Below are 14037 nucleotides of genomic sequence, written 5' to 3' on the forward strand. Positions count from 1 at the left end.
GATAGGCTGGAGTTGATTATTCAACTTCTGACTGAAAGTTTCGGTAAGAATAAGATTGTTCATTGCATTCTTGAGCTTACAGGAATTTAGTGAAGTGTATCTTCACTAGCAAAGTTTCAGTCCCCTTCGTCTAGAGGCCTAGGACACCGCCCTTTCACGGCGGTAACAGGGGTTCGAATCCCCTAGGGGACGCCATATCGAAAAAAACCAGCCATCCGGCTGGTTTTTTTTTTGTCTCCAGAAGCTTTGTGGACAGACACTTTTATACCTCCTCAACCACTAACCGCATTTAACTGCCAGTGGACAGTCACTTACATTTTCTTCCTTAATAAATGACTATCGAAGTATTACTAAGTAAACCTTTCATGCTTATTTTAGGGTGGACTAATCCTTTGCACAGCAAAGCCAGTACACCGTGGAACAACTAACGTTTTAGGATATGAAGCGTAAAGATATTATGTCAAAGCTGTCGGTTGATCTCTTGTAGAGTAGATACGTGACCTTATTAAGCTGATATGATCTCTTAAATACAAAAGAGGTGTTATATGCAGAATTATCCAATTGGAACTCCTGGTGAGCCATGGAGCGAGAAAGAAAAATCGCAGTGGAAATCTCAACAGACTGTGAAAAGAAGTTACCAAGAAGAAGTACTCGATAAACTTTTTAATATTATTCCTGAAGGCTTTGAACTAAAGCAGTATGGTTCTCTCCCATACGATTCTGAGCGCTATCCGTTATATGCAGTAGTTCCAAATAACTTTGATACTAAAAAGCCTACAGCGCTTGTTACGGGTGGAGTTCACGGTTATGAAACGAGTGGCGTGCAAGGAGCACTTCAGTTTATTAACACAAAGTTGTCACAGTATGCAGACCAAGTAAATATTGTAGTTGTACCGTGTGTAAGCCCCTGGGGTTACGAGACGATAAATCGATGGAATCCAATGGCACTAGATCCAAATCGTTCGTTTTATAGCGACTCTCCGGCACCAGAATCCGCTCAGCTTATGCAGCTAGTGTCTGACCTAGCGTTGTCGCTAACGCTTCATATCGATTTACACGAAACTACCGATACTGATAACACTGAATTCAGACCGGCGTTGGCCGCACGGGATGGTGTTACCCATGATAATTGGAATATACCTGACGGTTTTTACACGGTCGCAAATACGCCAAATCCACAAATAGAGTTTCAAAAAGCTGTAATCGATGCGGTGAAGAAAGTGACGCATATCGCTCCTGCAGACGAGAACGGCAAGATTATTGGAGCAGATGTGGTGAGTGAAGGTGTTATTTGCTATGACAAGAAGGCTTTGTATCTTTGTGGCGGTATGACAGACGCCAAATACGTTACAACAACGGAAGTTTATCCCGATAGTGATAACGCGACACCTGAAAACTGTAACGACGCTCAGGTAGCCGCAATCTGCGCAGCACTTGATTACTCGAAATAGACGCTTGAACGTTTAGACGTCTAGATGTATATTTAAGCCTCTTTCAAAGGAGGCTTTTTGTGTTTACGTATTCTGCGGTTATTTACGACGGTAAAAAACAAAATCTGGTGCGATATGAATGTGGGACAGACACTGAGTTTGCTTCATATCTGGAATCGCGTTTTGGCTGCCATGTTTGTCTATGGTCGAATAAAGAGCTGTCGGAAAACACAATGGCCGCTATTGCTGCTTCGAATGCACAAAGTAAAAAAGAAGGTTTAGATAAGACTGAAGCTTTATGAACCCAACATCTCCGTGTATCGCCTTGTGTAAATTGAATGAAGATGAAATTTGCGTTGGATGCAAACGCACTATTGATGAAATCGTAAAATGGCGGACATACACCGATGACCAAAAGCTTGCCGTTTTTGCTCGCCTAAAGAGTATAGAGAAGGATACTACTACCCAGTAAAGTGATGATAATAAGGTAAAATTTGATGTTGGAACCCTCGCAATAACCCGCGCAACAACGACTCTTTTTTTGGTGGACAGACACTTACTCAACATTAGTACAATACCATTCAGCAATACTGTTAGTCGATTAAAGCGGACAGTCGCAAAGTTGATAAATTGAGCCCCAAATCCTGGCTGAAATAAACGCTTTTTGCTACACTCCCGCGCCAATTTTGTGTTCTATTAACGTGAGACGTTTGTAATGAAAGTAATGCTTGCCCCTATGGAGGGCGTTGTCGATCACTTAATGAGAGATATGCTCACTCGTGTGGGTGGTTTCGACCAGTGTGTTACTGAGTTTGTAAGGGTTGTTGATCAAAAACTGCCGAAGAAAACGTTTTACAGACTTTGCCCTGAGCTACACAATGGCGGCAAAACACCTTCAGGCGTACCAGTAAGAGTCCAATTGCTAGGGCAGCATCCACAATGGCTTGCCGAGAATGCCCAAACTGCAATAGAACTGGGGTCTCCAGGTGTTGATCTGAACTTTGGTTGCCCTGCTAAGACAGTCAACAAAAGTAAGGGCGGGGCAGTATTATTAAAAGAGACGCAAACCCTTTACGATATTGTGAAAGCTGTCAGGGAGGCCGTTCCTGCTGATATCCCGGTTTCAGCCAAAATCAGGCTGGGTTTCGAAGATAAGTCTTTAGCTATCGACAATGCTATTGCTATCACTGAAGCAGGTGCCTCTGAACTCGTTGTTCACGCAAGAACAAAAACCGAAGGCTATAAGCCACCGGCTTACTGGGATTGGATAGCGAAGATTAAGCAGCACACTGATATTCCCATTGTAGCAAATGGCGAAATTTGGAATGCTGAAGACGCCAAACGCTGTCAGAACCAGTCGGAATGCACTAATTTGATGATTGGGAGAGGGGCCTTAGCAATGCCCAATTTGGCGTTGAGTATCAAAGAAGGTAAAGCGCCTATGCCCTGGTCTGAACTTGCAGCGTTACTAATACAATATTCTGGCTACGAAATATTCGGTGATAAGGGAAAATATTACCCTAATCGCATAAAACAGTGGTGCGGTTACCTAAAAAGACAATACCCAGAAGCTGAAATACTATTTAATGACATCAGACGTCTGACGAACTCGCAAGACATCGTTGATGTGCTTGCTCGCCAGGCTGATATTTAGATAAATAATGTAGGCGCGTAATCAGCTCAAGATAAGTATTTCTGAGCATTGGAAACGTTGGGGCGACATGCTCTTTGACAACACTTAGCAAAACTCTCCATCATTTCTGGGCAGCCAACAGGGCCGGTAAAGAGAGTTTCAAAGTTACTAGTTACTAATTGCCAGTTTTCTTTTGTCATTCCAAGTTTATTGAGCAATTTATTAGGAAGCTTCGGTATTCTGCAGGCGTTGCTATTCCGCTCTGCGTTCAACGTATCAGTAATAAGTTGCAAGTAATCTGAAAAGGCGAAGGGCAAACTCTCAGCTTGCTTTTTCTTACTGTCGTTAAAGGGCATCAAAAACTTAGGTACTTTGTTTGAGCGCTTAGCATTTAAGCGGTATTGAATACTAGTGTAATGGGAATTGTGGAGTGTCTTCGCTATTTTTGCCCTGATCGGGTTCAAATCAACATAAGCCATTACGCTTGCTAACGCTTTTTCATCTAATATTGCTTGAGATCTAAACCTTCTTTCCCAGAAATAGCCTTTACACTCATCTTCCTTATTAGCTTTGCGAGCTATGTATTCATTTAACATACGCATAAACCAGCTTATGCTTTGAAGTCGCTCTCGATATATGACGGATAGCGACTTCAATTCTTCGCGTTCTTCTGCCGTGACCGAATTAAAGTTTTCTAGATATCTCTGAACTAGGGGAGGGCATTTATAAAACATCCTCCATCTAAGCAGTACGTCATCCATAGTCCAGCCATCAGCTCTGCCCTTCGCTATATGGAGTACAACATGAATATGGTTGTGCATTACAGCATAAGCGCATAAATCAATGGCAAAAGCCTGTGATAGCTTGTGAAGCCTATCTTGAATCCATTTTCTTCTATGCTCGTAGTTTATGCCCGTACGAGAATCACGACCACACAAATAAGACTGCCTCACGCAGCGGGAAATACAGTGGTAGTAAGGGGTGACATCGGTATTGATTTGTTTGTAACGAGGTAGAGGCATATCCGTATCCCATAATTATTTATAAGAGTATTATGAGAATTACAGCGTTAAATTTAAGTGGCCTTTGGAACAGTTTTGTTGGTCTTCGCGATTAACTTATTCCAAATAGGTCTTCCTGGCATACATATTCGAACGGAAGTTTGTTAATAATTGACGAGGGCGACAAAGAGCAGAAACCCTTTGGCTAGGCAGGGGGGCTATGGACAGACACTTCAGTTTAATAGTTTGCATGAGAAAAAGGACAGACACCCTTTGGTCAGTAAGTGTCTGTCCTTTCCACGTCCTTTCCACGTCTTTTGGAGAGAGCTATACAAATACATCCACTCTTGAGCCCACACGTCCATCGTTAGAACTTGAGGTCTGCTGCGTGCTCTGGGGCTGAGTCTCGCGACTTTCTTGCACATTACGCGGCTCAACCTGTTGAGTCGGTCGCTGTGGCGACTCTAAGACAGTGGAAACAGGAGACGAATTAACAGAAGAAACGTCCATAAACAAACCTCGCATTTAAAAAATCACTTAATAAGATTAGCACAATTATTGAGCATCAAGAATTAAACTTCTTAAGTGTCTGTCCATAAAATTAGCGATCAAAGGCTGTGCCTCAGCATTTGGATGAATACCATCGTTTTGCATCAAGTCCTTATTTAGCGCTATTTCTTCAAGGAAAAAGGGGATTTTTTGCACGTTCTGAGCTTCCGCTACTTTATTGAAGTTTTGAGTAAACATCTGCGTGTAACGTTTGCCGTAATTAGAAGGAATTTGCATTTCTTGCAGAAACACTACGGCGTTACTCTCCTTTGCAACACTTACCAGCGAATCTAAATTATCCCTAATCTTACCGATATTGTGCCCCTGAAGGCCGTCATTACCGCCAAGTTCAATCAATACATGGGTAGGGTTGTGTTGCTCTAATAAACGGGGAAATCGCGCTAGACCACCGTCAGTGGTCTCTCCGCTTACCGCAGCATTTACAATATCAATCGGAATGTTGTCGTCTTGCCACATCTTTTGTAACAAACTGACCCAACCCTCACGTTGCTGTAATCCATAAGCCGCGGATAAACTGTCACCTAAGATAAGTAAAACCGCATTTTCGCTTGTGTCGCTCTGCTCGGCTTGATCTGATAGCGCTTGAAAGGGTATTAAAAGAATAAGTAAAAAAGCGAACAAATAACGAAATTTAACAAACACGAATTGATGACCTCTTATGATAAAAGCTAATGCTGTAACCAAAGTAGTGGATACGAGTGAAGGTTCACTGCAGATCCTTCGTCCTATTTCTTTTGAAGTCAAGTCTGGTGAGTCTGTTGCCATTATTGGCGCGTCAGGCTCGGGTAAGTCAACCCTTTTAGGCTTGTTAGCAGGGCTTGACCAAGTTACAGAAGGAGAAATTTTCTTAGATGGCGAAGCACTTCACAGCATGAACGAAGAAGAGCGCGCAATTTTAAGAGGAAATAAAGTAGGCTTCATTTTCCAAAGCTTTATGTTAGTTCAAAGCTTAACAGCCTTGGAAAACGTGATGCTACCGGCAGAAATTGCAGGGCTTGATAACCCGAAATCCCTAGCTTTGGATATTCTAGAGCAAGTCGGTTTGAAGCATCGCGCGCATCACTTCCCTAATCAGTTATCGGGGGGCGAGCAGCAGCGCGTTGCCATAGCGCGAGCGTTTATTACCTCTCCCAAGATACTTTTCGCCGATGAGCCTACCGGCAATCTAGACGCTAAAAATAGTGAAAAAATAGAAGCACTTCTATTTAAAATGAATAGAGAAAAAGGCACGACTCTTGTCCTCGTTACCCACGATAATGAGCTTGCAGAACATTGTGATAGGCAACTCACTATGAATGCGGGAGAGCTTGTTGAAACAACCAGCGCGAACACAATAAACAGAAAAGAGGCGGTTTAGATGTCGACGTCTTTTAATTTAGCTTGGCGGCTTTTCAAGCATGAAGCTAGACGTGGTGAACTGACCATCATATTGCTGGCCATTGTGCTTTCTGTGGCAGCCGTATTGTCGTTGTCACTTTTTAGCGAGCGTTTACAGGGCGCACTAAAGTCTCGCTCTGCAGCATTCATTGCAGCAGATGCGCAACTTCGTTCAGATGACCCTATAAACGAGGAGTGGTTAGCTAGAGCCCAAGAAGAGGGCCTTGCGACGGCAAAGCAGGTGGCAACACGTTCAATGGTGTTTAAAGGCGACGAGATGTCGCTTGTTGATTTACGCGCCGTGAATGACGCTTATCCACTGAAAGGAACAGTCAATATTACCGACCAGCCTTTTGGAGAAAAACGCAATACTGCAGAGTTACCACAGTCTGGAGAAGCATGGGTACAGTCTCGGCTTTTTCAAAGTTTAGGGCTTTCTATTGGCGATAGTATCGAAATTGGCGACGGCACTTTTACCGTTACGCATGTACTGGTAGATATTCCAGATGCTGGCTTCAGCGTGTTTAATACCGATCCTATTGCTCTAATTAACTTAAATGACTTGGACAAAACTGCGATTACTGGGCCAGGCAGCCGCGCTCGTTATGTGGGATTTTTTGCCGGTGATGCGGGTGATATAGAAAGTTTTAATACCTGGTTATTGCCCCAATTAAATGACGACTTACATTCGTGGCGGACAGTTGAAGATGACGAGTCAGCGATAGGGCGTTCTGTCGCAAGTGCTGAGCGCTATTTTCTGTTAGCGAGTTTGTTAGCAATAGTATTAGCGGCCGTTTCCATTGCCGTTGCTGCTCAGCGTTATGCTCAACGTCACTTTGATCCTGTAGCAATTATGAAAACCTTGGGGGCGACAAGCAGTACCATCCGAAAGGTCTATTTGTTCCAAATCTTATTCATTACTGGGCTTGGTATTTTTATCGGCCTCGTTATAGGTTTTATCGGTCAGCAAGTGGTGGTTTCACTTGTAGCGGACAGAGTGGATGTATCTCTTGACGTGTGGCATTGGCGGCCGCTTTTAATCGCCGTTGCTACAGGCGCTACGTGTGCATTGCTTTTTTCCTTATATCCGCTTTTGCAGCTTTTTTCAGTTCCCCCGCTTCGCGTATTAAGAAAGGACATATCGGCGAATTTACGTTCCAGAAGCATTCAGTTCGTGGCTTCCGGTGGTGCAATATTCTTACTGATGTGGATGTATAGCCGAGATTTAAAAATTAGCGCCATTCTTTTCGTTTCTGGCGCTGCGCTGGTGCTTGGACTGCTTGGTGCTACGTATATCTTAATTGCAGTAGGTCGCAAGTTGGGCAGTGGAAGAATGGGGGCGTGGCAGTTGGCATGGGCACGTATTAAGCGACGTGCAATGGACAACAGCGTGCAGCTTATTAGCTTTTCCGTCACCATTATGTTGCTTTTAGTGGTGCTGGTAATGCGCAACGATATGGTTTCGCAATGGCGTTCGCAATTACCCGAAGGTACACCCAATTACTTCTTAATTAACATTACGCCGGATATTCAACCCGAGTTGGACAGACACTTCGCTGACAATGGCGTAAAAATTGAAGAGTTTTATCCTGTCATCCGAGGTCGATTTGTTTCGGTAAATGGAGAAGGGGTAAACACCGAGGTTTCTAAAGAAGATGAGCCAAATCGAGAAGGCCGAAGAGGTTTAGGCAGAGAAGCGAACCTAACTTGGAGTAATACGCTTCAAAAAGAAAACGAGGTTATTGATGGGAACTGGCACGGCGATGAGGATAAACAATACAGCGAAGGATGGTTCCCGGTTTCCGTTGAAGAAGGCGTTGCAGAAAGGTTGAACATTAAGATGGGCGATCGGCTTACTTTTAATGTGGGCAGCGAGATTGTCGAAACGAAAGTAACGAGTATTCGTAAGGTGAATTGGCAAACCATGCAGCCCAACTTCTTCTTCGTCATTCACCCTGAGGCGATGGCTGCATTTAGTCCAACTTATATTACTAGTTTCTACCTTCCTACCGAGAGAAAGGCCGAGCTAACTAACTTACTTAAGCCGTTTGCATCAATAACTATGTTCGACGTTGATGCTCGAATTAATCAATTGCGAGAGATTGTTGATCAGGTGTCTGTTGCCGTTGAATTTATTTTGGTGCTGGTATTGTTAGCGGGCAGCCTGGTATTGATTGCACAAGTACAGGCGAGCATGGATGAACGCAGGCAGGAAATAGCAATACTTCGCACACTTGGTGCTAAAGGCAGTTTAATAAGGAAAAGCGTGATTTTTGAGTTTGTTATCATCGGTGTAGTAGCAGGCTTTATGGCAGCAATGGCCAATGAGTTGAGCCTCTACTTACTTCAAACCTCGGTGTTTCAAATGGAAGCAAGCTTACACCCGGAATACTGGGCAATAGCACCAAGCGTTGGCGCTATCGTTGTAGGCATATTAGGTGCGTTCGGATGCTGGCGTTTGCTTACGCTTAATACCGGTCAGATGCTGAGGAATATGGTATAGACATTTTTGCGTTAGTTTAAAATGCGCTTTAATACAAAACGGACAGACACTTAAATGAGTGCCGTTTAAATTAAATGTAGTGGACAGACACTTGCCTAGCAATTCAAGTGTCTGTCCAATGCGTATTTCACAGCAAAGTTCGCTAATTATGAGAGAGTGGATTTCGCGAAGAGTTTAAGAAGTACTCTGGTTTGAAAGTAAATAGAAGTTATGCAATAAATGTGGACACACACTTGCTTAGCAATTCAAGTGACTGTCCACAAGGCATATAACGAATTTCAGTAATTCAACTATGCGCGATATATTTCTCTTAGCGCCTCGTCGATAGAAGGGAATTCGAAACTGAAGCCGGCGGTAGTAAGCTTTTGAGGAATGACTCTTTGCCCCTCAAGAATCATCGTCGATGAATCGCCCATGGCGACTTTCATAACAAAGCCCGGGACATTGAACAGGCAAGGTCGGTTAAGTGATTTTGCGAGCGCTTTAGAGAACTCCTTGTTCGTCACTGGTTCCGGTGCCGTTAAATTAAATGCACCAGAACATCCGCTATTTTCTAGCAAGAATGAAATAGCTCGCACCATGTCTTGTAAGTGGATCCAAGCCAAATACTGACTTCCACTCCCAAGTGTACCTCCGGCTCCCAATTTAAACGGTAGTGCCATTTTCCCTAACGCTCCGCCTTTTTTGGTGAGAACTACACCAGTTCGAAGCGTTACTACACGTGTCTTAGCTTGATCTACACTTTGGGCGATGGCCTCCCATTTAGCACACAGTTCATGGGTGAACTCGTGATGAGGAGAGGTTTCTTCAGTTACAACCTTGTCTCCTTGATTGCCGTAGTAACCAATCGCAGAGCCCGATAAGAGAACGGACGGAGGCGTATCACAGCTATTTATTTTTGAGACAAGCTCAGACGTGATGTCCCAGCGACTATCGCAAATTTTTTTCTTTTGAGTGTCTGTCCAGCGCTTATCGGCGATAGGCTCACCTGCTAGATTAATTACTGCGTCGAAATTCTCAAAGTTTTCTATTGAAGAAACGTTCTCGACGATTTTGACGTTCTCTCCCAATTTGCTCTTTGCCTTTGCAACGTCGCGAGAAATCACAGTGAATTCATGTTTTCGAGAATATTGACGAATAAATTCGCTTACTATCAGCCCTGTTCCACCGGTCAAAAGAATGTTCACAATTAGCTCCTCGAGGTATAACCTTATCCCGTCTTATTGCAAGATAGTGTCAGGGATACGGAATCAGAAAATCTAAGGGCATGTGGCTTATCGACCTCAACCTCAGCGTAGCGCACCGAAGAATGTTCCGCGGCAATGCTTAGCACATCGGCGGTAAGTTTTTCCAGTAGAGAAAAGCGGTTGTCTTCTACAAGCTTGATGATTGCCTTTGTAATCGTTTTGTAGTTAAGCGCATCACTCATATCGTCGGTGTTAGTCGCCTTTTCTGCGTCATAATCAATTTTCACGTTAACAACAACGTCCTGCTTGTTTTTTATTTCATCTTCATTGATGCCGATGTACGTACGTAGTCTTAAGTTTTTAATTTTAATAGTGGCAAGATTAAAGTTCATTGAAGTCTCTTGTTTGTAGTTGTTTATAAGTCGTTGTAAAGTGTTGTCGTTTCAGTCAGGAATGTAGCACAAAATGTCAATGGAACTACGCTCGCCAACAGCAAAAATTCTTATAGTTTTAGCATGTTTAGTAGTGGTGATGGCTGGTATTAAAGCCGCCAGTACGATCATGGTACCGTTTTTTCTCTCTATTTTTATAGCGATCGCGTGTAGCCCAATAATACGTTGGACCTCGAAATTCAGCGTGCCTAAATGGCTCTCTATCACCTTTGTTATACTGCTTATCGTTGTTTTTGGTTTTCTTTTAGCTGGCTTAGTTGGCCAGTCTATGACCGAGTTTCGAGAAAATTTGCCAGAATATAGAAGTAAGCTTGATACAGAGTTCGCCTGGGTTGTGTCCAAATTGGCTGAATTTAATATTCACATCAATCGAGAGTTAATTGCTTCTCACCTTGACCCCGCAACGGCTATGTCCGTAGCAACAAATTTCATCAGCGGAATGGGCGGCGTACTTTCAAACCTCTTTCTTATTCTTCTTACTGTCATTTTCATGCTTTTTGAAGCAGACAGTATTCCACGCCGGTTGCATATTGCCCTTGCTGATCCTGGAATGAAATTAAAGCATATCGACAGATTTATTCGTTCTGTGAACAGTTACTTAGCGATAAAAACTGTGGTCAGTTTAGGGACCGGCCTGATTATTGGTATTTGGCTGTATGTGATGGGAGTAGATCATTTCATGCTCTGGGCTGTGTTGGCTTTTATGCTCAACTTTATACCTAACATTGGCTCAATTATCGCTGCTGTGCCAGCGGTATTAATTGCATTTGTTCAACTTGGCCCCGCCTCTGCAGGTTTTGCAGCGCTTGGCTTTGTGCTTGTTAATACCATCATGGGTAATATGGTCGAGCCTAGATTAATGGGCAAGGGCATGGGGCTCTCTACACTTGTGGTATTCCTATCATTGATATTTTGGGGGTGGCTACTAGGCACCGTTGGAATGCTGCTATCAGTACCGTTGACCATGGTGGTTAAAATAGCACTAGAGTCTCGCGAAGAGAGCAAGTGGCTTGCGGTGCTGTTATCGAGTGAAGGTGAGAAGTCTGCTTCGTAACTTAGTGGAAGTAGAAAGTGGACAGACACTTGTTTGAAAGTCGATAGTGGACAGACACTCAACTGTTTTAGCGTAATTCTTCGAAAGATTGCCTTCAAATTAGATAGAAGCGACTGTCCGCTTCTATCTGTACAGTTTTTACGCCCGAAAAAGAAAGGTTAAAAGGCGACAGATACACTATCTATTTAAAAACAAATTTCTCTCACTGCTTTCTAGCTAAACAGTCAATTGAAGATATGTCTGTCTGCCCCAAACTTTTATGCAAATTTAAGTGTCTGTCCACTTTCTATGCACACCAAATCATTGTATGAACTTAAGTGTCTGTCCACTTTCATAACTCAGCAATTGAAAGCTCAAAGTTTGAACGACCATTCACAAACTCTGTTGTACTTTTTCAAGCACTATTCGGGATTGGGAAATTGAATTACGATACAAGCGCCGCCAAGCGGGCTGTCTTCGATAAGCATTCTACCTTCGTATATTGAAACTAAATCGGCCGCCAACGCCATGCCAATTCCATGGCCTTCTGTATAGGTATCGAGGCGAGTTCCTCGTTCTGATAAAAGCATCTTTTTGTCGTCAGGAATACCTGGGCCGTCGTCTTCCACTTTAATTGTTAGCCAACCAGCACTTTTCGTCACTGATACGATAATCTTATTGTTCGCAGCCTTGCATGCATTATCTACTAGGTTGCCACAAAGCTCCATGAAGTCAGTCTCGTCCCCTTTAAACTGAGTGTCCTCATCCACTTCTAACTCAATGGTAAGGGCTTTATCTTGGTAGACCTTGTCCATCGCATCGGCGAGTTTGTACAAAACAGGTAATATATCGATACCGTGTTGCCAACCAGATTTTCCTGCACTCGCTCGTTTCAACTGACGTTTAATTATTCTGTCAATTTGCTGTAGTGCTTCGTTTACCTCAGCGGGTAAACCACTAGTGCCCGATGCCACCGCCAAGGGCGTTTTCAAACTATGTGCTAAGTCTCCCAAGCTATTTTTATATCTCGCCCTTTGGGCGGCCTCAGTTTGAAGCAAACCATTAATGGATTGTTTTAAGGAATCGAATTCAACTGGATAGCGTGATTCTAACTGGCGTTTATGTCCACTTGAGGCTTGTGAAATCTCGTCAATTAACTTCCTAACAGGAAGAAGTACTAGGCTAATCCCGATAATAATAAAAATTAGGAGTGCTATACAGAGCGTGAAAATCCACTGCCACGTCGTGTCTAAGAACGTATTCCGCTCTGCTTCAAAAAGTGCTTTATTGTTAAATATATAAAACCGAACAGGCTCGAAGTCTCTACTTGAAGCAAATTCCGCAGTAAAGGCGTATACAAAAAACTCGGAATCTTTTTCAAACTTAGGTGTATGAAAATCCAAAAATAACTCGTTACCGACTGCAACGTCTATCTCAGGTGGTGCAAAGGTATATTCAAGAGCTGAGGCTGACTGCCAAATTACTTCGTCTCGAAACACAATCACGCCAAGATAACCTGATCCCGGAAGGTTTAACTGCTCTTCGTATAAAATTTCAGGCATATAGGGCAGGTCGCCATCTAACTCGAAAGCCGATAACAGACCTAAGTTCATCAACCTAAGCTCACTCATCTTGGCTTGCGTAAGGCTATCAGTATATGCCTCATCTAAAATGACAACAGTAAAGGGCGCAAATAACGCTAGAAGAACAATCGCTAGAACGATACTCCGAAGACGTAGCGACAATTGCCTCATAAACTTCTATTTATCCTATAGCCTCTACCTCGAAGGGTTTCGATTGGCTTTAACTCACCGGTCGGGTCCAGCTTTTTTCGCAGTCTTCCCACGAAAACCTCTATGACATTACTATCTAAATCGAAATCTTGGTCATAAATGTGCTCGGTTAGCTCTGTTTTTGAGATGACCTTTTGCGGGTTAAGCATAAGGTACTCCATGACTTTGTATTCGTAAGCTGTTAGATCCAGAGCTTGACCGTTTAACGATAGTTCTTCACTAACGGTATCCAGCGAGATAGGGCCGAACTGAATGGTTGGGTTCGCTTGTCCTGAAGCTCGTCGAATTAGTGCTTTTGTTCGAGCAAGTAACTCTTCGTTATGAAAGGGTTTGGTGAGGTAGTCATCGGCTCCGGCATCGAGGCCTTCTACTTTCTCTTGCCACCTATCTCTAGCAGTTAAAATGAGTATAGGGCAGGAAATATCAGCTTGACGAGCTTTTCGTATAACCTCAAATCCGTCTAGCTTTGGCATGCCTATGTCGACGATAGCCAGGTCATAGCTATATTCTTTAATGAGAAAAAGCGCGTGCTCACCATTATCTGCGAGGTCTACGCTATAGCCATTTTGCTGAAGGAGCGCATCAAGCTGGGTTAATAATCTGCTATCGTCTTCGGCTACGAGGATACGCATGTTAGTCCTTATCTTTACTTTTATTTACCTTGCCTGAACGCTTGTCTACATCTACTGACACTACTCGCCCCGACTTTTTAAGTACTTTTACCCGGTAGTTTTTTGAGGTCTGTTCAACTTTTAAAACGCGGCCATTTACAGCCGAGCGTGCACGCTCTGCAGCTTCGCTTTTTGATATATCGCCACCAGAATCTTGCAACGCCAATGCTGGCGTAGTGTTAGACAAAGCTAACACCAAACAAACTACTGCAACACGAAGCGATAATGCCATACAACCTCACAATTATTTTCCTACACAGGCCAAATTACAGATAAGTATAACTTGGTTAACTGAACCCATTCTGAACTAGGTTTAGTCTACCTTGCAGAGCAAAAGCTGTATATAAGCCTTAAGTAAATGGCTTTTAACAAAGAGCAAATATTGTG

Annotated in this window: 15 protein-coding genes and 1 tRNA gene; 8 read left to right on the forward strand and 8 right to left on the reverse strand. The window is 43.3% G+C overall.

The features are described 5' to 3' along the window. Positions 1-119 precede the first annotated feature (119 nt). From V7R55_RS17030 to dusC, 5 genes are all read left to right on the forward strand, one after another. Positions 120-195 (forward strand) — tRNA-Glu (locus tag V7R55_RS17030). Between the two features lie 350 nt (positions 196-545). Next, positions 546-1451 carry a M14 family metallopeptidase gene (locus tag V7R55_RS17035; RefSeq protein WP_334060450.1) on the forward strand — a complete coding sequence of 302 codons (906 nt, stop codon included), beginning with the start codon at positions 546-548 and terminating at the stop codon, positions 1449-1451. 59 nt (positions 1452-1510) lie between these two features. Next, positions 1511-1732: a hypothetical protein gene (locus V7R55_RS17040; RefSeq protein ID WP_334060451.1), complete on the forward strand. Its 222-nt coding sequence runs from the start codon at positions 1511-1513 to the stop codon at positions 1730-1732. After that, entirely contained in the window at positions 1729-1902 is a 174-nt protein-coding gene (locus V7R55_RS17045) for a DUF1289 domain-containing protein (protein ID WP_334060452.1), read from the forward strand. Before V7R55_RS17040 ends, V7R55_RS17045 begins: the two co-directional genes overlap by 4 nt. A gap of 243 nt (positions 1903-2145) precedes the next feature. After that, the gene (gene dusC / locus V7R55_RS17050; protein WP_334060453.1) at positions 2146-3084 is read left to right on the forward strand and encodes a tRNA dihydrouridine(16) synthase DusC; all 939 of its coding nucleotides are present in this window, start codon (positions 2146-2148) and stop codon (positions 3082-3084) included. 26 nt (positions 3085-3110) lie between these two features. Here the strand turns inward: dusC and V7R55_RS17055 are convergent, their stop codons facing one another. The 3 genes from V7R55_RS17055 to V7R55_RS17065 form a co-directional block, all read right to left on the reverse strand. Further along, the gene (locus V7R55_RS17055; RefSeq protein WP_334060454.1) at positions 3111-4085 is read right to left on the reverse strand and encodes a transposase; all 975 of its coding nucleotides are present in this window, start codon (positions 4083-4085) and stop codon (positions 3111-3113) included. Between the two features lie 306 nt (positions 4086-4391). Continuing rightward, a complete protein-coding gene (locus V7R55_RS17060) occupies positions 4392-4574 on the reverse strand; it encodes a hypothetical protein (RefSeq protein WP_334060455.1) in 183 nt (60 codons plus the stop codon). Positions 4575-4619: 45 nt separating this feature from the next. Further along, on the reverse strand, positions 4620-5276 hold the full coding sequence (locus tag V7R55_RS17065) for an arylesterase (protein WP_334060456.1): 657 nt from the start codon (positions 5274-5276) through the stop codon (positions 4620-4622). Between the two features lie 16 nt (positions 5277-5292). Here V7R55_RS17065 and V7R55_RS17070 point away from each other — a divergent pair, with 16 nt between their 5' ends. Both V7R55_RS17070 and V7R55_RS17075 read left to right on the forward strand, forming a co-directional pair. Then, positions 5293-5991 carry an ABC transporter ATP-binding protein gene (locus tag V7R55_RS17070; protein WP_334060457.1) on the forward strand — a complete coding sequence of 233 codons (699 nt, stop codon included), beginning with the start codon at positions 5293-5295 and terminating at the stop codon, positions 5989-5991. Then, positions 5992-8514: an ABC transporter permease gene (locus V7R55_RS17075; RefSeq protein WP_334060458.1), complete on the forward strand. Its 2523-nt coding sequence runs from the start codon at positions 5992-5994 to the stop codon at positions 8512-8514. It begins immediately after the preceding gene. A gap of 290 nt (positions 8515-8804) precedes the next feature. Here the strand turns inward: V7R55_RS17075 and V7R55_RS17080 are convergent, their stop codons facing one another. Continuing rightward, positions 8805-9701 (reverse strand): TIGR01777 family oxidoreductase, encoded by an 897-nt coding sequence (locus tag V7R55_RS17080; protein ID WP_334060459.1) that lies wholly within the window; start codon positions 9699-9701, stop codon positions 8805-8807. 23 nt (positions 9702-9724) lie between these two features. Further along, the gene (gene folX / locus V7R55_RS17085) at positions 9725-10093 is read right to left on the reverse strand and encodes a dihydroneopterin triphosphate 2'-epimerase (RefSeq protein WP_012517852.1); all 369 of its coding nucleotides are present in this window, start codon (positions 10091-10093) and stop codon (positions 9725-9727) included. Positions 10094-10166: 73 nt separating this feature from the next. Between folX and V7R55_RS17090 the strand changes: the two genes are divergently transcribed. Beyond that, complete coding sequence (locus V7R55_RS17090) at positions 10167-11207, forward strand: AI-2E family transporter (RefSeq protein WP_334060460.1); 1041 nt, start codon at positions 10167-10169, stop codon at positions 11205-11207. 401 nt (positions 11208-11608) lie between these two features. On the opposite strand, the gene V7R55_RS17095 is transcribed toward V7R55_RS17090, so the two are convergent. From V7R55_RS17095 to V7R55_RS17105, 3 genes are read right to left on the reverse strand one after another with little or no spacing between them, the layout of a single operon-like run. Further along, a complete protein-coding gene (locus V7R55_RS17095) occupies positions 11609-12940 on the reverse strand; it encodes an ATP-binding protein (RefSeq protein WP_334060461.1) in 1332 nt (443 codons plus the stop codon). Beyond that, entirely contained in the window at positions 12937-13611 is a 675-nt protein-coding gene (locus V7R55_RS17100) for a response regulator transcription factor (RefSeq protein ID WP_014948936.1), read from the reverse strand. Before V7R55_RS17100 ends, V7R55_RS17095 begins: the two co-directional genes overlap by 4 nt. A gap of 1 nt (position 13612) precedes the next feature. After that, positions 13613-13882: a PepSY domain-containing protein gene (locus V7R55_RS17105; RefSeq protein ID WP_334060462.1), complete on the reverse strand. Its 270-nt coding sequence runs from the start codon at positions 13880-13882 to the stop codon at positions 13613-13615. Positions 13883-14037 lie beyond the last annotated feature (155 nt).

This window comes from Alteromonas sp. S005, assembly GCF_036864475.1.
GTDB lineage: Bacteria > Pseudomonadota > Gammaproteobacteria > Enterobacterales > Alteromonadaceae > Alteromonas.